Origin of the sequence: Lysinibacillus sp. FSL M8-0134 (assembly GCF_038069745.1) — a bacterium.
GTDB classification, from domain to species: Bacteria; Bacillota; Bacilli; order Bacillales_A; family Planococcaceae; genus Lysinibacillus; species Lysinibacillus irui.
Window position 1 is genome coordinate 477,208 of the sequence record NZ_JBBPAJ010000001.1, and the last position, 24,368, is coordinate 501,575.

A 24,368-nucleotide genomic window follows, 5' to 3' on the forward strand; every position below is an offset into this window, starting at 1 on the left:
CTCCTAACATGAAATGTGTTAGGGGCTTTTTTGATGGATAAAAAGCGAAAAGTGAGCGATAGATTTCTAAAAGTGACGGATAGAGCAATGAAAATGATGGATAAAGCTACAAAAGTGGTGGATAGAGCACTGAAAATGCCTGATAAACCTACAACTGAATGAAGAGAACACTAGATTATCTGCTTCACTCTTAATTTTTCTGTAAATTTCGAAAATTTTGTTGAACTTTACGTTAACGTCAATGGTATACTGTTGCCAATTAGGAGAGGGGGGATGGCTTTGATAACAATTCAGGAGGTAGCAAAGCAGTTTAATGTGTCAACACGTACTATTCGTTATTATGAGGAACTTGGCCTTCTTTGTCCCCATCGTTCATCTACCAATCAACGAACCTTTTCAAGGAAAGAATTGGCGAAGCTCAAGCTTATATTCAGAGGAAAGCGTTACGGCTTTTCGTTAGAAGAAATTAAGGAAATGGTTTTACTGTTTGATTTTGATCGTTCGGGTATTCAGCAATTGGAGCGAACAGTTGAATACGGAGAACAAAAAATTCAAGAGATAGATCACAAAATAGCCGAGCTTACACAAATGAAGCAGGAGTTACAACAAATGCATAGCATGTTTAATGAAAAATTAGCGACTTTAAAGGGAGAGATGCACGATGAATAGTTCCAATTTGTTAGCACGTAATGCCCGTAAGTATCCAAAAAAAGAAGCCGTTATTTGTCATGGCAGAAGAGTGAATTACCTTGATTTAGATGAGCAAGTGACGCGATTTAGTCATGCCTTGCTGGAGCAAGGAGTAAAGCAGGGTGATAAGATTTTAATCTTTATGCCGAACACTTTAGAGTTTGTTGTGAGTTATTTTGCCATTCAGCGTATCGGAGCTATTGTTGTTCCAGTTAATGCGAAATTTACATTGCAGGAGGTCGAATATGTGGCGCAGCATGCCGAAGCGAAAGCCATTGTCGTTCATGAGGCCATTTTTACTGCAGTCGAGCATCTAGCTATTGTCCCAATAAAAATTAAAACAGGCTCAGAAAAAGCAGGCTGGCTTCATTATGAAACGATGATACAAGATGCTAGTACACAACTGATAGATTGTCAGCTTCATGAAGATGACGCTTCGACTATTTTGTATACTTCAGGTACAACAGGTAAACCAAAGGGTGTGTTATTTAGCTATCGTAATATATTAACAGTGGCACAAATGATAGCGGTTGAAATGGAAGTTAAGCCTGAGAGTCGGATTTTGCTCATGATGCCATTAACACACTCGGCACCATTGCATTTATTTTTAATGGCAGGCTTATTAGTAGGTTCGACAAATGTGTTAACACCAACTTTTACTCCTGATCTATTTATTGATTCAATTGAACAGGAAAAAACAACGCATTTCTTTGGTGCACCTGTTGCTTATCTATTAACAGCGCAGATGCCAAGATTGAAATCAGCTGATTTGTCTTCAATGAAGTGGTGGGTCTATGGTGGTGCACCCTTATCCCAGCAAGAGGTTCGTTTCATTCAACAAGCATTTCGAACAAGTAATTTAACTTGTGTGTATGGCTTAACGGAGGCGGGACCAAGTGGCTCATTATTGTTTGGGAAGGAACATGAAACAAAGGCAGGTAGTATTGGTCAGCGGGCCCCGCTTGGTACAGAATTAAAAATTGTCAATGATAATGGAGAAGATGTAAGTGTTGGTGAAGTAGGGGAAATTGTATTACTAGGTGAGGGGAATATGCTTGGCTACTACAAGGATGAGGTAGCGACTAATGCGGCCTTTATAAATGGTTGGTTGAAAACAGGGGACTTAGCTCGAATGGATGAGGACGGCTTTATTTGGATTGTTGATCGGAAAAAAGATGTGATTATTTCGGGTGGTGTCAATATTTATCCGAAAGAAATAGAAGATTGCCTATTAGGTTATGAGGGCATATTTGAAGTGGCAGTTATTGGTGTGCCACATCCACAATGGGGAGAAACGGTGAAGGCGGTTTATTCTACTAATCAAGAAATTGATGAAGATGCTTTAAAAGAATATTTAGAGGACCATCTTGCGAAGTATAAAATCCCACGCATTTTTGAAAAAGTGAAAGCGCTACCACGAAATGCTTCAGGCAAAATTTTAAAACAATCCTTGAAGGGACAAGAGGTGAGATAGTATGAAAGTTTTACAACAGGAGAAAACGCGGCCGACGAATTTTTTTACTGATGATGAGACGCTCCAAAAAGTGATAGAAATGATGTTAGATCCAGAGTTTTTATCCTACGCAAAGCAAGAGCTAGCGGATTTCGGGGAGCTATGTGCAGGTGATATTGATGCAAGAGCGAAACATACAGATCGACAGGGGGAGCCTCGACTTCAAAGGTATGATGCTTATGGTGAAGAGATATCAGAGGTTTGGGTCAATGATGGCTACAAAAAAACAATTGAGGAGACATATAATACAGGCATTGTTGGCTACGTGCACAAGGATATTCCGCAGCTAGGGCGCAAAGGAAATTATGTCTATAGCTTTGCGCAAGGGTATTTGCTGTCCCATGCAGAGCCAGGTTTTTATTGTCCTGTGACATTAACAATGGCTACTGCCTATCTATTAGATCATTATGCTGATGACGAGGCTAAACAGCGTTTCTTACCACATGTTTGTGCAACAGGTGATACAGAGTTATATGAAGGAGCAACATTTTTAACTGAACGTCAAGGGGGCTCAGATGTAGGGGTGAATGTTGTGGAAGCGAGAAGGGAAGGCAATGAATTCCGCCTCTATGGTGAAAAATACTTCGCTTCCAATGCCGGTATGTGTGGGGTAGCAATGGTGTTGGCACGTCTAGAAGGTGCACAAGCAGGCTCTAAAGGATTAACCTTATTTGCTGTTCCTTGGCGTAAAGAAGACGGAACGGCAAATCATCTACGTATTCGACGACTAAAAGATAAGTTGGGTGTTCGGGCAGTTCCATCTGGTGAGGTTGAATTTGATGGTGCACTTGCTTATGTTGTAGGTGAACAAAGTAAGGGGATTTATTATATGCTGGAGGCACTGAATCTCTCAAGAATTTGCAATGCCGTAGCATCGATTGGGATTATGCGTCGAGGTTTCTTAGAGGCGAAGCATTATGTGACAAATCGATATGCATTTGGCAAGCCTTTAACACAATACCCAATGATTCAAGATACATTAGGGAAATTTGCAGCTAAGCTACATGTAGAAGTAGCGACCGTTTTTGATCTTATTCAATTATACGATAAAGTAACGAATGGGCATGGAACACAACAAGATGTTATTATGAATCGTTTATATATTGCCATTATGAAAAAGGAAACGGCAGAGCAAGCGGTTCATTATGCTAGTGAAGCAATTGAATTACATGGTGGCAATGGTTATATTGAGGACTTTGTGACACCGCGCTTACTGAGAGATGCTCAAGTGTTGACGGTATGGGAGGGCACGGCTAATATTCTGGCGTTAGAGCTTATTCGGTTAGTGGATAAGTATCAGGCACATGAGCTATTTGTCAGTGAGATGGAAGAACGGTTAGAAAAATTAAAAGATAGCGCTTTGGTGCAAATTGTGAGAGAGCAATTGGTGAAACTAGCTGGGATCTTACAAATTTTTAGTGCTTTAGATGATGCCACGAAAACATTTGAAGCAAAAGATGTTGCAAAGAAAATGGCGCTGTTATATGAAAGTGTCGTAGCAGTTGAATGGGCGCAAAAATTTGGTGGAAAGTATGAAAAGCTTGCGGACGTTTATTTAGAACAGGCATGGTCGTTGCGACAAATTGGAGATCAGATGAAAACCGTACAATATTTTTCTGATATTGTATAGAAGCTAGAAGTCGTCTTGAATGGGGGCGACTTTTTTTCGTTTTCATGTATAATAAAATCAACTGAATAGTATAAAGGTTCTTTACTTAAGTAAAGTGAAAAGGGAAAACGGTGTAATTCCGATGCGGTCCCGCCACTGTAAATGTGAGTTTTTTCAAAAGATGCCACTGATGATATTCGGGAAGGCTTGAAAAGACGTAATAAGCATAAGCCAGGAGACCTGCCTTTATAGTATAGACATAACAGCCTACGAGGATAGGGTGGTGGATTTTGTATCAGTTCTTTGGTGCAATGTTAACCCTTCATCATTCGTAGATGAGGGGTCTTATTTGTGTAGGAGAATTTCTGCCCAAATAAAGCACAGATCAACGAAGGAGGATTCACATGAAGAAATTTTGGAAGATAGGATTATCAGCATTTTTAACACTAGGGTTGCTAGCTGCCTGTGGCCAAGAGGAGAAAAACGACAAGTCGTCTAATGAACCGCAAACACAGCAAGAGACATCACAGGTGGACGAAGCAACTTTCCCAATGACCATAACAGATGCCATTGGCAAGGATATAACACTAGAAGCTCCTCCAGAGAAAATTGTTTCACTTATTCCAAGTAATACTGAAATATTATTTAGCCTTGGTTTAAAAGATGAAATAGTAGGGGTTACAGACAACGATGATTATCCACCAGAGGTAGCTGAAAAGGAAAAGGTTGGCGGTATGGAATACAATATTGAAAAAATTATTGCCCTCAACCCAGATATCGTTTTTTCACATGAATCTAGCATGTCTCTTTCAGAAGCAGCGATTGAACAGCTTGAGTCAGCGGGTGTAAAAGTATTTGTCGTCAATAATGCACAAGATTTTAATGAGACATACACGACGATTGAGCAGCTTGGTCGAGCTACAGGGAAATTGCCAGAGGCTGAAGAAGTTATTGCCAACATGAAGGCAAAGGTAGAAGAAGTGCTGGCCAAAGTAAAAGATGTTGAACCAAAGAAAGTGCTAGTAGAAGCATCTGATGAGCCAGATATCTATACAGCTGGGAATGGTACGTTTATGAACGCGATGCTTGAAATGATCCATGCAGAAAATGTAGCGGCAGATGCTGATGATTGGTATAAAATTGATGCAGAACAAATTATCGCTAAAAATCCAGATGTCATCGTGGTGACTTATCACTATGTACCAGATATTTTAACTAAAATACCACAGCGTGCTGGCTTCGATACAATTAATGCTGTGAAAAATAAAGCAATTGTACAAGTAGATGAAAACACAACAAGTCGTCAAGGTCCTCGTTTAGGAGAAGGTCTTGAAGAATTAGCAAAAGCGATCTATCCAGAGGTATTTAAGTGAAAAAAATAGCAGTAGCCTATTTAGTAACAGGCACGCTTCTTCTTATTAGCATCTGGTGTGGCGTAGCAATAGGCTCAGTGCATATTCCATTTGAAGTATTGTGGAATCAGGCGGTTGATGAAACAGCCGCCAATATCTTTTGGAAAATCCGCTTGCCACGTGTATTGTTAGCGGGACTAGTAGGGGCTTCTCTAGCTATTGCAGGAGCTGCCTTTCAAGGTTTGCTAAAAAATCCATTAGCAGATCCATATACACTAGGTGTTTCATCTGGTGCTTCGGTTGGTGCTGTAATGACGATCTTTTTTAGCCTATCTATTCCTATTGTAGGTTTATATGCATTACCCATTTTTAGTATGATTGGCGCTATTATCACGATGGTAGTTGTGATGAGTTTTGCTAGAATGGTAGACCGTTCATTAAAAATGGAGACATTGATATTAACAGGTGTTATTTTTAGTTCATTTTTAGGTTCACTCATTTCTTTAATGATTGCTTTATCTGGTGAAGAGCTACGCCAAGTCGTTGGTTGGTTACTTGGATCTGTATCAATGCGTGGATGGCCATATGTCCAAATGATTATCCCGTTTGTTTTGATTGGCTCACTTATGCTATGGACACAAAGAAGAGAGCTAAATGTTTTATTATATGGTGAAGAGAGAGCGAAACATCTTGGGGTTAATGTAAAGCGGAGTAAGCATTTGATTTTAGCAGGTGGGTCCATGTTAACGGGAGCGGCTGTAGCGGTTTCTGGGACAATTGGTTTTGTAGGCTTAGTTGTGCCGCATATGACAAGAATGATTTGGGGTTCTGATCATCGCCATTTATTGCCATTATCATTTTTAAATGGCGCCACATTACTGATTATTTGCGATTTAGTAGCACGAACAATTATCTTGCCCAGAGAGCTACCAATTGGTGTGATTACAGCATTTATCGGAGCACCTGTTTTCTCCTATATATTTTATAAGCAACGAAGAAGCAAGGGGGTACGGGCATGATTGTGGTCGAACATCTATCAGGTGGCTATGAAGACGTAGCAATCGTCAAGGATATAAGCTTCACTGTTGAGAAGGGGAAAATTCTAGGTATTCTAGGACCGAATGGTAGTGGGAAATCCACATTATTAAAGGTAATGAGTGGTATACTACCAGCTATTGATGGAACAATTACTATAGATGGGAAAAATATCCTTTCCTATAATGCTCGTGCTTTGGCGAAAAAGATGGCTGTACTACCTCAGCTTCATGCAAATGCTTTTTCAAACAGTGTGAGAGAGGCCGTTTCACTTGGGCGCTACCCGCATCAAACAGGTTTTTTCTCGAGTTGGTCTGAACAGGACGAACAGGCTGTACAACATGCTATGCTACAAACAGGCGTGAAGCGTTATGAGCATACTGCCATGGAATTTTTATCTGGCGGTGAACAGCAAAGAGTTTTTGTTGCACAAGCATTAGCTCAAACAGCTGAAATTTTACTGCTGGATGAACCAACGAATCATCTTGATATTGCACACCAACGTCAAATTTTAGATTTGGTTCGGCAGGAAGCTGTGGAGTGTGGTTTAACGGTAGTGATGGTCCTACACGATATGAATTTAGCCTCTCTTTATTGTGATGAATTATTGCTTATGGAAGGCGGACAAATGAGAGCACTTGGTGCACCACATGAAGTATTAGTTGCTTCCCAAATCGAAGAAGTTTATCAAGCTCGAGTGACTACCTATGCCCATCCTGAATTACCAAAACCACAAATTACAATGATGCCCTCAGCTACCGATTTTCAGGAGCGGGCTGTCATCAAAAAGGAACATTTCACCATAACAGAACATTATATTCAACTCAAGACAGAGATTCCTTTAAAAACAGTATCCTCTGCTGTTCATAATCCTGGTATCGGCTGGCATAACTGCTTATTAAATCGCTCTGTACCTAGTGATTATGTCATTAGTGATGTGAAGAGAGAAGTCAACGAGTTTTTGCGTAAGGGTAAATTTTCGCCTACAAATACGGTTGTTATGTTAACAGCAGTACCAACATCTCTAGTAGCAATGAATGAATTTTCTGCTCCTTTTGGCAGTATGATAGTAGCTGTAACAGCTGGTGTAGGGAATGCGGTTGATGTGTCACGTGTACATGAAAGACAGGATGATCCATATATTGGTACTATTAATACATGGGTCATTATCAATGGCTGTTTATCGGAGGAAGCATTTTTTCAGGCAATGATGACCGCTACTGAGGCAAAAACGAAAGCTTTACATTCAGAAAATATACGTGACGAGCGTAGTGGTACCATTGCTACAGGAACTGCTACAGACAGTCTTTTAATTGCAGCGACGCAAAAAGGAGAAGAAATGCTGTATGGTGGTCCAATTACAGAGGTTGGTAAAATGATTGCTAAAGGTGTTTATGAGACAACGGTTCAGGCAATCAGAAATTATAAAAATTCATTTTAGGAGATGAGAGAAATGAAGCTTTACACGAAAACAGGTGATACAGGGAAAACAAGTCTTATTGGAGGTCGCGTTGATAAAGATAGTTTGCGTGTTGAAACATATGGGGCGATTGATGAATTAAACTCCTTTATTGGTAAGGCTGTTAGTGAATTAGATCAAGCGCTTTTCAAGGATATTTTGACAGACCTAGAAACAATTCAGCATGAACTATTCGATGCAGGTGGGGATTTAGCCAATGTGATGAAAGAGCGCCACTATAAATTAACAGAACAACCAATTGAGGTGCTTGAAGCACGTATTGATGCATTATCCGATGAAGCACCACCGTTACAACGCTTTATATTACCAGGAGGTGCACCAGCAGCTGCTACTTTACACATTGCTCGTACAGTTGCACGTCGAGCAGAGCGTGAAATGGTAACGCTTATGAAGGAAGTTGAGGATGTGCCAAAGGTTGTTCAAAAATATTTAAATCGATTATCAGATTACTTATTTGCTGCTGCACGTGTTGTGAATGCTCGATTAAATGTAGCAGATGTAGAATATATTCGTAGCGGCAATGTCTTTAAAAAATAAAATGTAATTTAATGTTGTATCAGTGAATCTCTAGTTGTAATTGATTAGGAAAGTAAAAAATGCTACTTTGAAAAAAATTCAGGGTGGCTTTTTTTCTTGTAAAATGTAAGAATATAAAATTATCAGAAATATTTCCGTTTTATGTTGACTGAATGCTCACTCATTTATTAGAATAGGAATATAATGATAAAGTGACGTACATTTCCGTATGAACTAGCAAATTTTCCACAAAGAGAGAAAATGACGACAAACTAAAGGGGGGACCAACCATGAGTCCATTATTAATTGCTAACATTGTCTTAACAGTCGTGGTTGTGCTTTATGCAGTAGGATTGTTCTTCTATCTGTTAAAAACACGCTATAAATATGTGCAATTGGGGAAAAAGGTTGAGTTTGATGAAAGTGTTAAGGAACGACTTCGCTATATTATGGTCAATGTATTTGGTCAAAATAAGCTATTAAAGGATCCAAAAAGTGGATTAATTCACGTTATGTTTTTCTATGGGTTTTTAATGGTACAGCTAGGTGCTATTGATTTAATCTGGAAGGGGTTAGCACCAGGATCACATCTGCCATTAGGCATATTCTATGGTGTCTTTACATTCTTCCAAGAGCTTGTGGTTTTAATGATTTTAATCGCAGTAGTGTGGGCATTCTACCGACGCTATGTGGAAAAGCTAGTGCGTCTAAAGAGAGGATGGAAAAACGGTCTTGTATTAATTTTCATTGGGGGATTAATGGTATCAACATTACTTGCCAATGGTATGGGGTTAATTTGGCATGGTGAAGGATTAACGTATACAGAGCCAGTTGCTTCTAGCATCGCTGCTATTTTTGGTTTCTTACCTACATCAGTAGCTGCTGGAGTATTTTATGTCATGTGGTGGGCACACCTTTTAATTTTACTAACATTCCTTGTATACGTTCCACAATCTAAGCATTTCCATTTAATTGTAAGTCCGCTTAACGTTTACATGAATCGTTTAGATCGCACAGGTACATTAACACCAATCGATTTTGAGGCTTTAGAAGAAGCTGGTGAAAACGCTGAAAGTGAAGAGGATATGCCTTCAATTGGGGTTGGGCGCATACAGGACTTCACGCAAAAGCAAATGCTAGATTTGTATTCTTGTGTAGAATGTGGGCGCTGTACAAATATGTGTCCAGCAACAGGAACAGGAAAAATGCTATCTCCAATGGATTTAATCGTAAAACTACGCGATCATCTAACATTTACTGGTGCTGTTGTAACGAAGCAAAAGCCTTGGGTACCATATCAATTCTTTGCCAATACAAAGGGTAATCAACTTGCAATGGCTGCTGGTGCTGAAGGTGCTGTGATTGAAGATATTTACAGTCCATCTTTAATTGGCGATGTCATTACGGAAGAAGAAATTTGGGCTTGTACGACTTGTCGTAACTGTGAGGATCAATGTCCAGTAATGAATGAGCATGTTGATAAAATCATTGACCTACGTCGTTATTTAACAATGACGGAAGGGAAAGTAAACCCAGATGCGCAACGTGCTATGACAAATATCGAGCGACAAGGAAACCCTTGGGGCTTAAACCGTAAAGAGAAAGAAAACTGGCGTGACCTTGATCCAACAATCCATATTCCAACAGTAAAAGAGCTGAAAAAATCTGGTGAGGAAATGGAGTACTTATTCTGGGTTGGCTCGATGGGGGCATTCGATAACCGTTCTCAAAAAATTGCTTTGGCGTTCTGCCGCTTATTAAACGAAGCTGGTGTGAAGTTTGCAATTTTAGGTAATAAAGAGAAAAACTCTGGGGATACACCTCGACGTTTAGGCAATGAATTTTTATTCCAGGAGCTAGCTACAGCAAATATTGATGAGTTTGTTAAAAACGATGTGAAAAAAATCGTAACAATTGACCCTCATGCTTACAACATCTTTAAAAACGAATATCAAGATTTTGGCTGGAAAGGTGAAGTTTATCACCATACTGAATTATTAAATCAGTTGATTGAAGAAAATCGTCTAGCGCTAAATTATGAGGTGCATGAAACAATTGTTTTCCATGATTCTTGTTACTTAGGACGTTATAACGATGTCTATGATGCTCCGCGTGAAATCTTACGAGGTATTCCAGGCGTGAAGCTTGTAGAAATGGAACGAAACCGCGAATCAGCTATGTGCTGTGGTGCTGGTGGAGGCTTAATGTGGATGGAAGAGCATGTCGGTAACCGCATTAACGTGGCGCGTACAGAGCAGGCTCTTGCAACAAATGCATCTGTTATTTCCTCTGGATGTCCTTACTGCTTAACAATGCTAGAGGATGGCACAAAGGCAAAAGAAGTGGAAGATTCAATTGGAACATTTGATGTTGCAGAATTACTAGAGCGATCAGTGTTTGGTGAAAAAGTGAAGGCTACAGAACAATCTTCTGAAGAAGCAAAAGAAGATACACTTGAAGAAGTCGTAGCGTCAGTAGAAAACATTCAACAAGACGAGAATGTTGAAGCAAACGCAGAAAAATGATCACTATTGCAGAAATATTTTAGTTATCTGAAAAATATAAATTGCACAATAAAAAATTGTTTTGTAGAATAAGATTAAATAGAAATGGGAGTTGAAATAACAAACTCCCATTTTTTATCGATAGGAGTCGAGCGAGCGTTCAGTCAATAAAATGCTTCACTACTTCATCGAGTACGTAAAACAAAAGGGGTGTTTTACTTGAATAGAGCTGTAATTTTAGCAGGAGCAAGAACAGCATTTGGTAAATTTGGTGGTTCATTATCGCCATTACATGCAAGTGATTTAGGGGCAATTGCAATAAAAGGTGCATTAGAGAAAGCAAATATTGCATCAGAAGAAGTCAATGAAGTGATTTTAGGCTCTGTATTACAAGGGGGACAGGGGCAAATTCCTTCTCGACAGGCAGCAATAAAAGCCAATTTACCAATAGAGGTAAAAACAGAAACAATTAATAAAGTTTGTGCGTCGGGGATGCGGGCTGTAACATTCGCCGATCAATTGATTCGATTAGGGGACGAAGAAGTGATTGTTGCTGGTGGAATGGAGTCTATGTCCAATGCTCCGTACTATCTATTAAATGGTCGAAATGGTTTAAGAATGGGAGATTCCACAATGGTGGATGGCATGCTATATGATGGTCTAACTTGTGCTTTCGATAAAGCAAGACCACATATGGGGAGCTATGGCAATGCGACGGCTCAAGAGTTTTCACTAAGCCGTGAGGAGCAGGATGCTTGGTCAGTACGCAGTCATGAACGTGCTCTTGCAGCAATTGACAAAGGATATTTTGCTGAAGAAATCGTACCGGTAGAGATTCCTCAACGCAAAGGCGAGCCGCTTATTGTCGATACAGACGAAGCACCAAGAGCAGGTACATCCTTGGAGGCGCTAGCGAAGCTGAAACCAGCCTTTGATAAGGATGGCACAATTACAGCAGGTAACGCACCTGGCGTTAATGATGGTGCATGTGCTCTTGTTGTTATGAGTGAGGAACGTGCAGCACGTGAAGGCAGAGAGCCCTTGGCAGTAATCATTGGGCACGAAGAGCTAGCAATAGAGCCTGAAAATTTCCCGCAAACTCCTGGTCTTGTTATTAATAAATTGCTGAAAAAGACTAATAAATCATTAGCTGATATTGATTTGATTGAAATTAATGAAGCCTTTGCAGCAGTTGCTTTAGTTAGCAAGCAATTAGCTGATTTAGATGCAGAAAAGGTCAATGTAAATGGCGGTGCAGTTGCTTTAGGTCATCCGATTGGGGCGTCTGGAGCACGTATTATTTTAACGCTTGCACATGAATTAAAGCGCCGTGGTGGGGGTATTGGCATTGCAGCAATTTGTTCAGGCGGTGGTCAAGGAGATGCAATTATGATAGAAGTACCGAAAACAGGGGGACTGAACTAATGGGAATTCAAAAGGTAATGGTCATTGGTGCAGGGCAAATGGGCTCTGGCATTGCACAGGTTTGTGCACAAGCAGGCTATGAAGTGAAATTAAACGATATCAAACAAGAATTCTTTGAGCGTGGGATTGGGGTTATTACAAAAAATCTTTCACGTGATGTAGAAAAGGGTCGTAAAACGGAGGATGAGAAGGCGGCTATTCTAGGTCGAATTACTATGTCACTAGATTTACGGGATGCTAGTGATGTAGACATTATCATTGAGGCAGCTGTAGAAAATATGGACATTAAGCAATCCATTTTTAAGCAACTTGATGAAATTGCACCTACACATGCTATTTTAGCTACGAATACATCTTCACTGCCAATTACAGAGATTGCAGCGGTAACAAATCGTCCGGAACAAGTAATTGGGATGCACTTTATGAATCCGGTACCTGTTATGAAGCTTGTAGAAATCATTAGGGGATTAGCAACAGCGGATGAAGTGTACAAAGCTGTTGAAGAGATGACGATTAAGTTATCAAAAACACCAGTGGAAGTAAATGACTTCCCAGGTTTTATTTCAAATAGAATCTTGCTTCCGATGATTAATGAAGCAATTTATGCACTTTATGAAGGCGTAGCTACAAAGGAAGCAATTGACGATGTTATGAAGCTTGGTATGAATCATCCAATGGGACCATTAACATTAGCAGACTTCATTGGCTTAGATACTTGCCTTTACATCATGGAGATTTTACATGAGGGTCTAGGAGATAGTAAATATCGCCCTTGTCCACTGCTTCGCAAATACGTAGCAGCAGGCTGGCTAGGGAAAAAATCAGGAAGAGGCTTTTACGTATATGAATAATCCTATGGGGATGGGGTTATAGATGCAACGGACAACTTAGAGGGGTGACATTATAGATGCATTTGCAATTTACAGATGAGCAAATTATGATGCGCGATATGGTTCGTAATTTCGCTCAAGAAAAAATTCAACCATGGGTAGAGCGAATGGAGGCAGGGGAATTCCCCCGAGAGATTCTTCAACAAATGGGTGAACTAGGATTAATGGGGATTACAACACCAGAAGACTTAGGTGGATCTGGTATGGATTTTACATCGTATATTATTGCGATCAATGAACTATCGAAAGTAAGCGCTGTAATGGGGGTTATTTTATCGGTGCATACATCGGTAGGTACAAATCCTATCATTTACTTCGGGAATGAAGAACAAAAGAAACGTTATGTACCTAAGCTTGCAGCAGGGGAATATTTAGGGGCGTTTTGTTTAACAGAGCCAAGTGCAGGTTCGGATGCTGGTTCATTACAATCAAAGGCAGTAAAAGATGGCGATGAATACGTCATAAATGGCTCAAAAGTATTTATTACAAATGGTGGTGAGGCAGATGTGTATATTGTCTTCGCATCGACTAACCCTACTGATAAAACACGAGGTATTTCGGCCTTTATTGTCGAAAAAGGAACACCTGGCTTAATTATTGGAAAAGATGAACAGAAAATGGGCTTACACGGCTCACGTACTGTTCAATTAACATTTGATAATTGTCGTATTCCAGCCGACAACCTACTTGGGGAAGAGGGGGAAGGCTTCAAGATTGCGATGGCCAATTTAGATGTTGGACGCATTGGTATTGCAGCACAGGCATTAGGTATTGCTGAAGCAGCACTAGAAGCGGCCACTGCTTATGCAAAGGAACGTGTACAATTTGGCAAACCAATTGCTACACAACAAGGGGTTGGCTTTAAGCTAGCTGATATGGCAACAGCGGTTGAATCAGCAAAACTATTAGTCTATCGCGCAGCAGATTTACGTGCAAAAGGTTTACCTTGTGGAGCGGAAGCCTCAATGGCTAAACTCTTTGCATCACGAACAGCTGTACAAACTGCAATCGAAGCTGTTCAAGTATTTGGCGGCTATGGCTATACAGAAGATTATCCAGTAGAACGCTACTTCCGCGATGCAAAGGTTACAGAAATCTATGAAGGCACAAGTGAGATTCAAAGATTAGTCATTAGTAAACATTTACTGAAATAAAGCCTGATGTTAGGTTATGTTGATGAATTAATGGAGGAGAAAGTCGCTCTGTATAATGGGGAAATCGATCAAATAAGTGTGGACACCGTTCAGAAGTGAGAGAACTCCGCTTAAAGAAGGGGTAGAACCCTCTTAAGGGAGAAATGCACTCAAAGGAAGTGGAGACCCGCTCTAAAGTGTGAGGAATCCGCTCAAAGGAAGTGGAGACCCGCTCTAAGTGAGAAACCCGCTCAAAGAGTGTGGCAACCCGCTCCAAAAGGTGAGAAATCCGCTCAAAGGAAGTGGCAACCCGCTCCAAAGTGTGAGAAACCCGCTCAAAGGAAGTGGAGACCCGCTCCAAAGTGTGAGAAATCCGCTCAAAGAGTGTGGCAACCCGCTCCAAAAGGTGAGAAATCCGCTCAAAGGAAGTGGCGACCGGCTCCAAAGTGTGAGAAACCCGCTCAAAGAGTGTGGAGACCGGCTCCAAAGTGTGAGAAATCCGCTCAAAGGAAGTGGCAACCCGCTCCAAAGTGTGAGGAATCCGCTCAAAGGAAGTGGCAACCCGCTCCAAAAGGTGAGAAACCCGCTCAAAGAGTGTGGAGACCCGCTCCAAAGTGTGAGGAATCCGCTCAAAGAGTGTGGCAATCCGCTCAACGAAAGCACCGACCCGCTCCAAAAGGTGAGAAACCCGCTCAAAGCGATCGAAATCCTTCAGCCGACATAACAGCATACAGGTAGCTACAGAACAGAGTCTAATTAAAAAGGGGAAATGGACAATGAACTTTCAGTTAACAGAAGAGCATGAACAATTACGTGAAATGATTCGTGATTTTGCGATAAATGAAGTGGCGCCAACAGCGGCAGAACGTGATGAGAATGAAGAATTCGACCGTGCTATTTTCGATAAGATGGCAGAGCTTGGGTTAACGGGTATTCCGTGGCCTGAGGAATATGGTGGCGCAGGATTTGATTACCTTGCGTATGTCATTGCTGTCGAGGAATTATCACGTGTTTGTGCTTCAACAGGGGTAACGTTATCGGCACATACGTCATTGGCAGGCTGGCCACTTTACAAGTTCGGTACAGAAGAACAAAAACAAAAATATCTTCGTCCAATGGCTGAAGGAAAACATATTGGAGCTTACGGCTTAACAGAACCAGGATCAGGTTCAGATGCAGGCGGCATGAAAACATATGCAAAACGTGATGGCGATGATTATATTTTAAATGGCTCAAAAATCTTTATTACAAACGGTGGAGTGGCGGATACATATATTGTATTTGCTGTTACTGATCCAGAGGCAAAACATGGTACATCAGCATTTATCGTAGAAGCTGGATTCGAAGGTTTTTCTGTAGGTAAGAAAGAGAAGAAATTAGGGATTCGTTCATCTCCAACAACAGAAATTATTTTTGAAAACTGTCGTGTGCCAAAAGAAAATCTACTAGGTGCTGAAGGGGAAGGCTTTAAAATTGCTATGACGACACTAGACGGTGGACGTAATGGTATTGCGGCTCAAGCTGTAGGAATTGCGCAAGGAGCACTTGATGCAGCAGTTGACTACGCAAAAGAACGTGTACAATTTGGTAAACCAATCACTGCCAATCAAGGTGTATCCTTTAAATTAGCAGATATGGCTACTCAAATTGAGGCTTCTCGACTTCTTACATACCAAGCGGCTTGGTTAGAGTCTAATAACCTACCGTATGGGAAGGCATCTGCAATGGCGAAATTGATGGCTGGTGATACAGCAATGAGTGTAACGACAGAGGCGGTTCAAGTATTTGGTGGCTATGGTTATACAAAAGATTATCCGGTAGAGCGCTTTATGCGTGATGCCAAAATTACACAAATTTACGAGGGTACGCAGGAGATTCAACGTCTAGTAATCTCGCGTATGTTAACGAAATAATCGATGACTGAAAAAGATAAAAGGCCCCAAGTACAGTCAACCGTAAAAGATGAAAATTTAATCGCCATTCGTCGTGAACAAATGATTCAGGGAGCTATTAAGTTATTTAAAGAAAAAGGCTTTCACCGTGCTACGACGAGAGAAATTGCAAAAGCTGCTGGCTTTAGTATCGGTACGTTGTATGAGTACATTCGAACTAAAGAAGACGTTCTTTATCTTGTATGTGATAGTATTTATCACCATGCGATGGAGCGACTTTCGAGTTACGAGATTAAAGCGGGAACAATCGATGAGTTAAAAGAAATGATTCGAGAATATTTCCTGCAAATTGATAGCATGGTTGATGAGCTAACAATCATGTATCAAGAAACCAAATCATTATCAAAAGAAGCACAACGCTATGTATTTAGTAAAGAATTTGAAATGGTTGCTACATTTGAGCGATTGCTACAGCGTTGTGTACAGTCTGGAGAATTAACAATGACAGACAAGCAAATCCATTTAGCAGCCAATAACTTAGTTGTATCAGGACAAAGTTGGGCGTTCCGCAAATGGGCATTACATCGTCAGCATTCAATTGAAGAGTTTATTGATATGCAAATTACATTGTTTATTTCAGGCATAAAGGGGTTCTAATATTTCGTAAGGGGTTTGTCGGTAATTGCATACAGCGACATTGCAATTGCCGGCTTTTTTCAATTCATTAAGGGGAGAGAGTGAGGATTTCATATGACAAAGGTAGAAGTATATCGTCCAAAAAATCATGTACGTTTTGTGACAGCATCGAGTCTTTTTGATGGACATGATGCTTCAGTCAATATTATGCGACGCATTTTACAATCGAGCGGTGTGGAAGTAATCCATTTAGGTCATAACCGCTCGGTTGAAGAAGTCGTGAATGCTGCGATACAAGAAGATGCACAAGGTATTGCTGTTTCTTCTTATCAAGGCGGACATATGGAATACTTTAAATATATGTATGATTTACTGCGTGAAAAAGGAGCACCTCATATTAAAATTTATGGCGGTGGTGGAGGGGTAATTTTACCTCGGGAAATAAAAGAGCTTCATGCATATGGCATTGCAGGAATTTTCTCACCAGAGGATGGCCGTGTATTAGGGCTACAAGGAATGATCAATGAGCAAATTAAAGGAACAGACTTTCCTACTGCAACAGGTAACTATTTAGAGAAATTAGAGGCATTAACAACAGATACGCCAGAAATTTTAGCAAATTTAATAACAGCAGCTGAGTCAAATGATGATGAAGCTACGAAAGAAATGTTGGATGAGGCACGAAAGCGTTCTAAAGGTACACCTGTAATGGGGATTACAGGAACAGGTGGAGCAGGGAAATCTTCTTTAACAGATGAACTAATTCGCCGATTCTTAAAGGAATTCCCAGATAAACGTGTAGCCATTCTGTCCGTTGATCCAACAAAGCAAAAAACGGGTGGGGCATTACTTGGGGATCGAATTCGTATGAATGCTATCTTCAATAACCGTGTTTACATGCGTAGTTTAGCAACTCGTGGCTCACGTACGGAATTATCAGCATCGATTGGTGATGTTCTAGATGTTGTACGCGTAGCAGGCTATGATTTAATCATCGTAGAAACAAGTGGTATTGGTCAAGGTGATGCTGAAATTACAAAATACACGGATCTATCTATGTATGTGATGACAAGTGAATTTGGTGCACCAACACAGCTTGAGAAAATCGATATGATTGATTTTGCAGATGTTATTGCTATTAATAAATTTGAGCGAAAAGGCTCAGAGGATGCATTACGCCAAGTTCAAAAACAATATCAACGTTCAAGAGAGCTTTGGGAAGAATCACTTGATGCTATGCCAGTATACGGTACGATTGCTAGTCAATTTAATGATAAAGGGACCAATGCATTATTCGCAGCCTTAGTAAATATTATTAATGAGAAAACAGGCTACAATTGGGAAACGAGCTATGAGCAATTTGCTAAGACACAAAAGCAAGATGTTATCATTCCAAATGACCGTCGTTATTATTTACGGGAAATTACGGATACAGTTCGTGGCTATCATAAAAAATCAGAACAGCAGGTGGCATTTGCCCGACGTCTGTTCCAATTAGAAGGGGCCATGGCAGCAGTTAAGGAAAAGGCGCCAGATGATGCTCTTGTCGCATCGCTTGCTTCTTTAGCAGAAGGTGTTAGGGACGAATTAACAGCAGAATCCAAGCGTATATTGGATAATTGGCAAGCTTTAAAAGAAGCCTATGCTGGCGATGAGTTTGTGACAAAAGTTCGTGATAAAGAAATTCGCACAATCTTAAAAACAACCAGTCTTTCTGGTACGAAAATTCCAAAAGTAGTATTGCCAAAGTTTGAGGACTACGGTGAAATATTGCGTTGGGTTTATAAAGAAAATGTGCCTGGAGAATTCCCATATACAGCAGGAGTTTTCCAATTCAAACGTGAAGGTGAAGATCCAAAGCGTCAATTTGCTGGTGAAGGCACGCCAGAGCGAACAAATAAACGCTTCCACTATTTATCGAAGGATGATGATGCAAAGCGTTTATCTACAGCATTTGATTCTGTTACATTGTATGGGGAGGACCCAGATTACCGACCAGATATTTATGGTAAGGTCGGCGAATCAGGTGTATCAATCTGTACACTAGAAGATATGAAAAAGCTTTATGCAGGCTTTGATTTATGTGCTCCTTCTACATCTGTTTCCATGACAATTAATGGTCCAGCACCTATTATTTTAGCCATGTTCATGAATACAGCAATTGATCAACAAGTACAATTGCGTGAGAAAGAGTTAGGACGTACTTTGACAGTTGAAGAGTTTACGGAGACACGTGAGAAAACATTGCAGGTTGTGCGTGGAACAGTGCAGGCTGATATTTTAAAAGAAGATCAAGGGCAAAATACATGTATTTTCTCAACTGAATTTGCTTTACGTATGATGGGTGATATTCAGCAGTACTTCATTGATCATAAAGTGCGTAACTACTATTCAGTTTCTATTTCCGGCTACCATATTGCAGAGGCTGGAGCAAATCCTATTTCTCAATTAGCCTTTACCTTAGCAAATGGCTTTACGTATGTAGAGTATTATTTAAGTCGAGGCATGAATATTAATGACTTTGCACCAAACCTATCGTTCTTCTTCTCTAATGGATTAGATCCTGAGTATACAGTTATTGGACGTGTTGCTCGCCGTATTTGGGCAATTGTTATGCGTGATAAATATAGTGCGAATGAGCGTGCTCAAAAGCTGAAATATCATATTCAAACATCTGGTCGTAGTCTACACGCACAGGAGATTGATTTTAATGATATTCGTACAACACTACAGGCATTAATGGCTTTACAAGATAATTGTAACTCATTGCATACTAACGCCTATGATGAGGCTATTACTACGCCTACTGAGGAATCAGTGCGCCGTGCGATGGCTATACAAATGATTATTACGAAGGAACATGGTTTAGCGAAAAATGAAAATCCGCTACAAGGTGCGTTTATTGTAGAAGAATTGACAGATCTTGTAGAAGAAGCGGTCCTTGAAGAATTTGATCGTATCAATGATCGTGGTGGGGTGCTAGGTGCGATGGAGACGCAGTACCAACGAGGTAAAATTCAAGAGGAGTCCATGTACTACGAAATGCTAAAGCACTCTGGTGAGTTACCGATTATAGGTGTCAATACTTACTTAAATCCAAATCCACCTTCAGATGCAGATATAGATAATATGGAAATTGCCCGTGCCTCAACTGAAGAAAAGGAAACACAAATTCACAATTTACAAGCATTCTGGAAGGCGCATGAAGGGGAAAGTGAAGCAGCTATTGCACGTTTACAAGAAGTTGCTGTCAATAACGGCAATATTTTTGCTGAGCTGATGGAAACAGTAAAAGTAGCTAGTTTAGGACAAATTACGAAAGCCTTATATGAAGTAGGTGGACAATATCGTCGTAACATGTAATGGTAGTTCAAAACTTCATCATTTCTAATAATCTTATTTAATTTTTGTAACTCAAGCATTTAGTGTCTAGTCTTTAGATTAGGCACTTCTTTTTATTTTCGTTATAATAGAAATGTAAAAAAAAGGGGAGGCGCGGTAGAGGATGAAAGCAGTAATTCACTACATAATTATATTAGCTTTAGTATTGGGAGCCTTTTTCCTGTATAATAAGCAAATTGGCGCTATTCCTTTACTACTATTATCTGTCTATTTGTTTTATCTTGGAATAAAAAAAATGCGTAATATAAAAAACAGTAATTGAAGCTAGCAAAGGGGCTAAAACTTTGTATATAATGGGTATTATGCTTATTGTATGGAAAGTACCTTTTGCGTGGCCTTTTTTGCTGCGCTTGGAAAATAAAGCACCATGTAATTTTAATACGTCCATTGTGATGAGGGAAAGGAAGTGCACGAATTGAATTTTCGTGAAATGACAAAGGAACAATTAACAGAAGAATCGTTAATTAACTTAGCGTATGCAGTTTTAAATGAAAAACGTGCCTCAGTGTCTTTTAATGATTTGCTAAAAATAATTCAAGAACTTGTAGGCTATAGTGATGAAGAAATGAAATCCCGTCTACTACAATTTTACACAGATATCAATATAGATGGCCGTTTCTTATATAATCAAGAAACAGGTTGGGGCTTACGTGAATGGTTTAAAGTAGAGCAAATTGAAGAAGAAACAGCACCTTCAGTTAAGACTCAAAAGAAAAAATCTAAAGCTGCGTTTGATGAGGATGAGGACCTTGATGATGTAGATCTAGATGAAGAGGATATTGATTTTGACGAAGACTTCGAAGAGTTCGTTGATGAAGAAGAACTTGATGAAGAAGAAGAGGATAAAGAAGATATCGATTTTGATGATGATGAATTAGAAGACATTGATGAAGAGATCGATGAAGACTTTATTGATGAAGAAGAAGAGTTTGAGGAAGAAGAGGAAGAGATCTAATACAGTACTCTTAGAATTTTCTTTCTTTTAAGCTCAATGTAAAAAATCTTGACTTCTACCACGGTTCCGTTTAATCTTTTACTTGGGCTCCTTAAAAGAAGGAGAAAGACCGTGTATATAATACGCTCCCCCTGCAAACCTATGCAGGAGGAGCGTTTTTTTGTTTTTAACTTTTATTCAGTTTAGTTCTCCCATGCTTTTAATACAGCTATGAATATAAATGTTTTTATTTATTCATGATGTAAGTAAACGGTACTGAATAGTTGTTAGAGTTTTAAGGTTTAAAGGAAAGTGAAAAGAGATAGAACCGATTACAGCTTCGAATCGACTACGTTTTGTAGACATTCTCGGCTTTTCTTTTTTTAGGGTATTAGAATGTAAGTTGTTTTGAACCCTAAATGATTTAGTGATTTTTAAGTACATCATAAGGAGGAATTTATTCATGACGAAGTATATTTTTGTAACAGGTGGGGTTGTATCATCTCTTGGAAAAGGGATTGTTGCAGCATCTCTAGGTCGTTTATTAAAAAACCGCGGTTTAGAAGTTACGATTCAAAAATTTGACCCATATATCAATATAGACCCAGGTACAATGAGCCCTTATCAACATGGTGAAGTATTTGTAACGGATGATGGTGCTGAGGCTGACTTAGACTTAGGACACTATGAACGTTTCATTGATATTAACCTAGGAAAACATTCTACAGTAACTTCAGGCCGCGTTTATCAATCTGTTTTACAGAAAGAACGTCGTGGAGATTATAACGGTGGAACAGTTCAAGTAATTCCTCATATTACAAACGAAATCAAAGACCGTATCCAACGCGCTGGTCGTGAAACAAATGCAGACGTTGTTATTACAGAGGTTGGAGGAACAGTAGGTGATATTGAATCATTACCATTCCTTGAAGCAATCCGCCAAATGAAAACAAATTTAGGGCATAACAATGTAATGTATATTCACTGTACACTTATTCCTTATATTAAAGCAGCTGGTGAGCTTAAAACAAAACCTACACAACATTCTGTAAAAGAATTGCGCTCTTTAGGAATCCAGCCAAACATTATTGTTGTACGTACAGAACAAGAAGTACCACAAGATATGAAAGAGAAATTAGCATTATTCTGTGATGTTCAACCACATGAAATTATTGAATCTCGCGATGCTGAGCATTTATATGAAGTACCATTAAACCTTCACGCACAAGATATAGATGATATCGTTCTTGATCATTTTGGTATTGAAGCTCCAGAGGCAGATATGGAAGAATGGCGCGAACTTGTAGAAAAGGTGAAGAACTTACCAAATAAAAGAAAGGTAGCATTAGTAGGGAAATATGTAGAACTACAAGATGCTTACATTTCAGTAGTTGAGGCATTAAAGCATGCAGGTTATGTATATAATTCTGATATAGAAATTGACTGGATTAATGCAGAACACGTAGATGCAGATAATGTTGCTTCACTTTTAAAAGGTGCAGACGCAATTTTAGTACCAGGTGGCTTCGGTGATCGTGGTGTGGAAGGCAAAATTTTAGCGACACAATATGCACGTGAAAATGATGTACCTTTCTTAGGTATTTGTTTAGGTATGCAATTGGCCACAGTAGAATTTGCTCGTAATGTCCTTGGCCTAAAAGGTGCACATTCTACAGAGCTTGATGCCAATACAGAGTATCCAATTATCGATTTCTTACCTGATCAAAACGATAGTGTTGATATCGGTGGTACATTACGTTTAGGATTATATCCATGTAAATTAAAAGATGGCTCTAAAGCAAGCACAGCTTACGGCAAAGAGCTTGTTTATGAGCGTCACCGTCATCGCTATGAATTTAATAATGAATACCGTGAAGCAATGGAAGCAGCAGGTCTTGTCTTCTCAGGTACAAGCCCTGATGGCAAATTGGTTGAAATTATTGAGCTACCAGAAAACAATTTCTTTGTAGCATGTCAATTCCACCCAGAGCTAGTTTCACGTCCAAATCGTCCACAACCATTGTTCCGTGATTTTATCGGTGCAACATTTAAATAAATTAAAAAGAGTTGTCTCGTTTATTGAGACAACTCTTTTATTTTGAATAGCTTACAGTTCTTCCTCGTCAAAGCCGAGCATTTCGTCATAAGCAATTTTTACTGCCTCGTATACAAAAAGGCCAGCCATTGCATGAGGAACAACAATTCGTTGTCCTAAATCATTTGGTAACAACCCGCCTTTGACACGTGTAGAGATATACGTATAGGCCAAATCTGCAAGAGGATTTTCTGCATCGGCTAGTTCACTAGCTACAGCAGCAAAAGGAATAAAACGTTTATTTAATTCTTGGGCTAAAGCGAGTGCCTCCGGGTCTTGTGCACTACGTGTAAAAATACAAACGCGGTCGGCTTCTGTTAAGCTTGTATCCGAAGTCCATGGAGCTAGCTTGTTAAATGGTTCGACTGCTTGGAGTGCATTGAACTCTACAACTTGCATTTCACCAAAGCAGATGAAATATACGTGACCCTCACCAATGGCTGCTTGTGCAAGTAGCCTTGCTGTCTCCTCGATGGCATCCTCTTCATTTTGGGTTATTCTTTGTAATAATCCACTTAATTGTGTTGTTAGTATTTTTGACATGTTTCCACCTCTATCAATATTATAGAGGTGGAAAAGATAGAAAGCAAAAGCAGATAATTTATAATACTAGAAGGTATTAAGCTGAAAAAGGAGAATTATACATAATAACGAAAGTATTTGTGTAAGACTAAAAATAAAAAAGGGCGGAATGCGATGTGAAACGATTACTTATTGTCGATGATCAGCAGGGGATTCGTTTACTTTTAAATGAAGTGCTGAAAAAGGAAGGTTATATTACATATTTAGCGGCTAATGGTTCAGAGGCATTAAAGTATGCAGATGAGCAAAAAATGGATTGTGTTTTATTGGATATGAAAATCCCTGGTATGGACGGTATTGAAATTTTGAAGCGTTTAAAAGAAAAGTTTCCAAAGCTCCCTGTCTTTATGATGACAGCCTATGGCGAGTTAGATGTGGTAAAAGAAGCTTTAGAATTAGGAGCTATTCGTTACTTTACAAAACCATTTGATATTTTTGAAGTACGTGATGAGGTAAATAAAGCTTTACAGGTGTAAAAAGCAGGCAGTGGACACACGGCCTGTTTTTTTCTGTCAGTTGCGTTGCACTGCACTCCGGCTGACACTGCCGCTTCATTGCATTGCACTCCGCTTTCGTGTAGAAAATAATAGCCCTGCTTTTCAGGGGCTTGGCCTTCGTTTCGTTTCACTGCACTGCGGCTGACACTGACGCTACGTTGCACTCCGCTTTCGTGTAGAAAA

The 24,368-nt window shown here is 39.7% G+C and carries 21 protein-coding genes and 1 riboswitch; of the genes, 20 read left to right on the top strand and 1 reads right to left on the bottom strand.

Annotated elements, in window-relative coordinates:
* Nucleotides 1-33 precede the first annotated feature (33 nt).
* The 19 genes from MKY49_RS02470 (at nt 34) to MKY49_RS02560 (ending at nt 23,067) form a co-directional block, all read left to right on the top strand.
* Nucleotides 34-162 (top strand): hypothetical protein, encoded by a 129-nt coding sequence (locus tag MKY49_RS02470; protein ID WP_341385539.1) that lies wholly within the window; start codon nt 34-36, stop codon nt 160-162.
* 117 nt (nt 163-279) lie between these two features.
* Entirely contained in the window at nt 280-669 is a 390-nt protein-coding gene (locus MKY49_RS02475) for a MerR family transcriptional regulator (protein ID WP_274795514.1), read from the top strand.
* Entirely contained in the window at nt 662-2,164 is a 1,503-nt protein-coding gene (locus tag MKY49_RS02480; protein ID WP_341385540.1) for a class I adenylate-forming enzyme family protein, read from the top strand. Before MKY49_RS02475 ends, MKY49_RS02480 begins: the two co-directional genes overlap by 8 nt.
* Before the next feature lies 1 nt (nt 2,165).
* Nucleotides 2,166-3,833 (top strand): acyl-CoA dehydrogenase family protein, encoded by a 1,668-nt coding sequence (locus MKY49_RS02485; RefSeq protein WP_341385541.1) that lies wholly within the window; start codon nt 2,166-2,168, stop codon nt 3,831-3,833.
* A gap of 57 nt (nt 3,834-3,890) precedes the next feature.
* Nucleotides 3,891-4,074: riboswitch (cobalamin riboswitch) on the top strand.
* 142 nt (nt 4,075-4,216) lie between these two features.
* Nucleotides 4,217-5,185 (top strand): ABC transporter substrate-binding protein, encoded by a 969-nt coding sequence (locus tag MKY49_RS02490; RefSeq protein ID WP_274795517.1) that lies wholly within the window; start codon nt 4,217-4,219, stop codon nt 5,183-5,185.
* Nucleotides 5,182-6,183 (top strand): FecCD family ABC transporter permease, encoded by a 1,002-nt coding sequence (locus MKY49_RS02495; RefSeq protein ID WP_274795518.1) that lies wholly within the window; start codon nt 5,182-5,184, stop codon nt 6,181-6,183. Before MKY49_RS02490 ends, MKY49_RS02495 begins: the two co-directional genes overlap by 4 nt.
* On the top strand, nt 6,180-7,640 hold the full coding sequence (locus tag MKY49_RS02500) for an adenosylcobinamide amidohydrolase (RefSeq protein WP_341385542.1): 1,461 nt from the start codon (nt 6,180-6,182) through the stop codon (nt 7,638-7,640). The genes MKY49_RS02495 and MKY49_RS02500 overlap by 4 nt, the downstream gene beginning before the upstream one ends.
* A 12-nt stretch (nt 7,641-7,652) precedes the next feature.
* Nucleotides 7,653-8,216 carry a cob(I)yrinic acid a,c-diamide adenosyltransferase gene (locus tag MKY49_RS02505; RefSeq protein WP_004231536.1) on the top strand — a complete coding sequence of 188 codons (564 nt, stop codon included), beginning with the start codon at nt 7,653-7,655 and terminating at the stop codon, nt 8,214-8,216.
* A 269-nt stretch (nt 8,217-8,485) separates the two neighbouring features.
* Nucleotides 8,486-10,720, top strand: a complete 2,235-nt coding sequence (locus tag MKY49_RS02510) for a heterodisulfide reductase-related iron-sulfur binding cluster (RefSeq protein WP_313471553.1) — start codon at nt 8,486-8,488, stop codon at nt 10,718-10,720.
* Between the two features lie 198 nt (nt 10,721-10,918).
* On the top strand, nt 10,919-12,124 hold the full coding sequence (locus MKY49_RS02515) for an acetyl-CoA C-acetyltransferase (protein WP_341385544.1): 1,206 nt from the start codon (nt 10,919-10,921) through the stop codon (nt 12,122-12,124).
* A complete protein-coding gene (locus MKY49_RS02520) occupies nt 12,124-12,975 on the top strand; it encodes a 3-hydroxybutyryl-CoA dehydrogenase (RefSeq protein WP_341385545.1) in 852 nt (283 codons plus the stop codon). Before MKY49_RS02515 ends, MKY49_RS02520 begins: the two co-directional genes overlap by 1 nt.
* Nucleotides 12,976-13,031: 56 nt before the next feature.
* Nucleotides 13,032-14,168: an acyl-CoA dehydrogenase gene (locus MKY49_RS02525; RefSeq protein ID WP_274795523.1), complete on the top strand. Its 1,137-nt coding sequence runs from the start codon at nt 13,032-13,034 to the stop codon at nt 14,166-14,168.
* Between the two features lie 217 nt (nt 14,169-14,385).
* Complete coding sequence (locus MKY49_RS02530) at nt 14,386-14,871, top strand: hypothetical protein (RefSeq protein ID WP_341385546.1); 486 nt, start codon at nt 14,386-14,388, stop codon at nt 14,869-14,871.
* A gap of 52 nt (nt 14,872-14,923) precedes the next feature.
* The gene (locus tag MKY49_RS02535) at nt 14,924-16,060 is read left to right on the top strand and encodes an acyl-CoA dehydrogenase (protein ID WP_274795525.1); all 1,137 of its coding nucleotides are present in this window, start codon (nt 14,924-14,926) and stop codon (nt 16,058-16,060) included.
* A gap of 3 nt (nt 16,061-16,063) precedes the next feature.
* Nucleotides 16,064-16,696 carry a TetR/AcrR family transcriptional regulator gene (locus tag MKY49_RS02540; protein ID WP_274795526.1) on the top strand — a complete coding sequence of 211 codons (633 nt, stop codon included), beginning with the start codon at nt 16,064-16,066 and terminating at the stop codon, nt 16,694-16,696.
* A gap of 93 nt (nt 16,697-16,789) precedes the next feature.
* Nucleotides 16,790-20,038: a fused isobutyryl-CoA mutase/GTPase IcmF gene (gene icmF, locus MKY49_RS02545; protein WP_274795527.1), complete on the top strand. Its 3,249-nt coding sequence runs from the start codon at nt 16,790-16,792 to the stop codon at nt 20,036-20,038.
* 142 nt (nt 20,039-20,180) lie between these two features.
* Nucleotides 20,181-20,339: a hypothetical protein gene (locus MKY49_RS02550; RefSeq protein WP_274795528.1), complete on the top strand. Its 159-nt coding sequence runs from the start codon at nt 20,181-20,183 to the stop codon at nt 20,337-20,339.
* Nucleotides 20,340-20,492: 153 nt separating this feature from the next.
* The gene (gene rpoE, locus MKY49_RS02555; protein WP_274795529.1) at nt 20,493-21,032 is read left to right on the top strand and encodes a DNA-directed RNA polymerase subunit delta; all 540 of its coding nucleotides are present in this window, start codon (nt 20,493-20,495) and stop codon (nt 21,030-21,032) included.
* 442 nt (nt 21,033-21,474) lie between these two features.
* Nucleotides 21,475-23,067 carry a CTP synthase gene (locus MKY49_RS02560; RefSeq protein WP_274795530.1) on the top strand — a complete coding sequence of 531 codons (1,593 nt, stop codon included), beginning with the start codon at nt 21,475-21,477 and terminating at the stop codon, nt 23,065-23,067.
* Nucleotides 23,068-23,118: 51 nt separating this feature from the next.
* On the opposite strand, the gene MKY49_RS02565 is transcribed toward MKY49_RS02560, so the two are convergent.
* Nucleotides 23,119-23,649: a DUF2529 family protein gene (locus MKY49_RS02565; protein ID WP_274795531.1), complete on the bottom strand. Its 531-nt coding sequence runs from the start codon at nt 23,647-23,649 to the stop codon at nt 23,119-23,121.
* A gap of 155 nt (nt 23,650-23,804) precedes the next feature.
* On the opposite strand from MKY49_RS02565, the gene MKY49_RS02570 reads away from it, so the two are divergent.
* Entirely contained in the window at nt 23,805-24,164 is a 360-nt protein-coding gene (locus MKY49_RS02570) for a response regulator (RefSeq protein WP_274795532.1), read from the top strand.
* Nucleotides 24,165-24,368: the final 204 nt, after the last annotated feature.

What these genes read in the sequence shown, in the direction of transcription:
- MKY49_RS02470 (WP_341385539.1), top strand. Translation starts at nt 34, where the DNA reads ATGGATAAAAAGCGAAAAGTGAGCGATAGATTTCTAAAAGTGACGGAT.
- MKY49_RS02480 (WP_341385540.1), top strand. Translation starts at nt 662, where the DNA reads ATGAATAGTTCCAATTTGTTAGCACGTAATGCCCGTAAGTATCCAAAA.
- MKY49_RS02485 (WP_341385541.1), top strand. Translation starts at nt 2,166, where the DNA reads ATGAAAGTTTTACAACAGGAGAAAACGCGGCCGACGAATTTTTTTACT.
- MKY49_RS02490 (WP_274795517.1), top strand. Translation starts at nt 4,217, where the DNA reads ATGAAGAAATTTTGGAAGATAGGATTATCAGCATTTTTAACACTAGGG.
- MKY49_RS02500 (WP_341385542.1), top strand. Translation starts at nt 6,180, where the DNA reads ATGATTGTGGTCGAACATCTATCAGGTGGCTATGAAGACGTAGCAATC.
- MKY49_RS02505 (WP_004231536.1), top strand. Translation starts at nt 7,653, where the DNA reads ATGAAGCTTTACACGAAAACAGGTGATACAGGGAAAACAAGTCTTATT.
- MKY49_RS02510 (WP_313471553.1), top strand. Translation starts at nt 8,486, where the DNA reads ATGAGTCCATTATTAATTGCTAACATTGTCTTAACAGTCGTGGTTGTG.
- MKY49_RS02520 (WP_341385545.1), top strand. Translation starts at nt 12,124, where the DNA reads ATGGGAATTCAAAAGGTAATGGTCATTGGTGCAGGGCAAATGGGCTCT.
- MKY49_RS02525 (WP_274795523.1), top strand. Translation starts at nt 13,032, where the DNA reads ATGCATTTGCAATTTACAGATGAGCAAATTATGATGCGCGATATGGTT.
- MKY49_RS02535 (WP_274795525.1), top strand. Translation starts at nt 14,924, where the DNA reads ATGAACTTTCAGTTAACAGAAGAGCATGAACAATTACGTGAAATGATT.
- MKY49_RS02540 (WP_274795526.1), top strand. Translation starts at nt 16,064, where the DNA reads ATGACTGAAAAAGATAAAAGGCCCCAAGTACAGTCAACCGTAAAAGAT.
- icmF (WP_274795527.1), top strand. Translation starts at nt 16,790, where the DNA reads ATGACAAAGGTAGAAGTATATCGTCCAAAAAATCATGTACGTTTTGTG.
- MKY49_RS02550 (WP_274795528.1), top strand. Translation starts at nt 20,181, where the DNA reads ATGAAAGCAGTAATTCACTACATAATTATATTAGCTTTAGTATTGGGA.
- MKY49_RS02560 (WP_274795530.1), top strand. Translation starts at nt 21,475, where the DNA reads ATGACGAAGTATATTTTTGTAACAGGTGGGGTTGTATCATCTCTTGGA.
- MKY49_RS02565 (WP_274795531.1), bottom strand. Translation starts at nt 23,649, where the DNA reads ATGTCAAAAATACTAACAACACAATTAAGTGGATTATTACAAAGAATA.